Raw genomic sequence first — 1,164 nt, forward strand, 5'->3', positions numbered from 1 at the left:
GTCGCCCACCACGATCAGGTGCGGGTTCTCGGTGAAGTCGTGCCAAACCGGCGCCAGTTCGTTCTCGTCCAGGCCGATGGCGATCCGCAGGCCGTTCTCGCCCTCCGCCTCCGGCAGCTCCTCGACCGGCAGCTTCGCCGGCAGCATCCGCACCCGCGGCGCGGTGGGCCCCGTCCAGTTCTCGGCGATCGCGGCGACCAGCCCCGCGACCCCGTCCGCGAGGTCGTCGGCGTCCTCGACCCCGTCGACGCGCGGCAGCGCCGCCAGGTAGTGCAGCTTGTCGGAGGTCAGTCCCCGCCCCGCGCTGCGCGGGATCGTCGCCGCCTTCCGGGAGTCGATCTGCGAGTCCATCGGATCACCCATCCGCAGCTCCAGCCGGGTCCCGGTCTGGTCGCGCACCGAGGACGACAGCTCCACCCAGCGGGCGGTGGTGACGATCAGGTGGACGCCGTAGTTGAGCCCGCGGGCGGCCAGCGCGTTGAAGGTGGGGATGTGCCGGTCGAAGTCCTGGCGCACGGTGGCCCAGCCGTCGATGGCCAGGAAGACGTCCCCGTGCGGCTCGTCGGGGAACTCGCCCGCCGCGCGCCGCTTGCGGTACGTCGCCATGGAGTCGATGCCGTGCTCCAGGAAGAACCGCTCCCGCCGGGCGAGCAGGGTGGTGACCTCCGCGATCGTACGGCCCACCCGTTCGGTGTCCACCCGCGCCGCGACCCCGCTCATATGGGGCAGCTCGTCCAGCGAGGCCAGCGTGCCGCCGCCGAAGTCCAGGCAGTAGAACTGCACTTCGCGTGGGGTGTGGGTGAGGGCCAGCGCGGTGATGAGGGTCCGCAGCAGGGTGCTCTTGCCGCTCTGCGGGCCCCCGGCGATGGCGACGTGGCCGCCGGCCGCCGACAGGTCCACGGTCAGCAGGTCGCGCAGCTGGTCGAAGGGCCGGTCCACGACGCCCACCGGCACCGTGAGCCGTCCCCGCAGCGGCCAGTCGGCCGTGGTCAGGCCGTACCGCGGATCGGGTGCCAGCGGCGGCAGGATCTGGTCCAGGGTGGCCGGCCGGCCCAGCGGCGGCAGCCACACCTGGTGGGCGGGCGGTCCCGCCCCGCGCAGCCGGTCGAGCGCCACCGACAGCAGCGTCTCCCCGCCGCCGTCCCCCTCGCCCCGCGCCTGAGG

Annotated in this window: 1 protein-coding gene; it reads right to left on the bottom strand. The window is 74.0% G+C overall.

The window, feature by feature from the left end; all coding sequences use genetic code 11:
* On the bottom strand, window positions 1-1,164 hold a 1,164-nt coding region (gene eccCb / locus B7767_RS43270; protein WP_085576556.1), incomplete at both ends, for a type VII secretion protein EccCb.

Source organism: Streptomyces sp. 13-12-16 (genome assembly GCF_002114215.1).
In the GTDB taxonomy this organism is placed as follows: domain Bacteria; phylum Actinomycetota; class Actinomycetes; order Streptomycetales; family Streptomycetaceae; genus Streptomyces.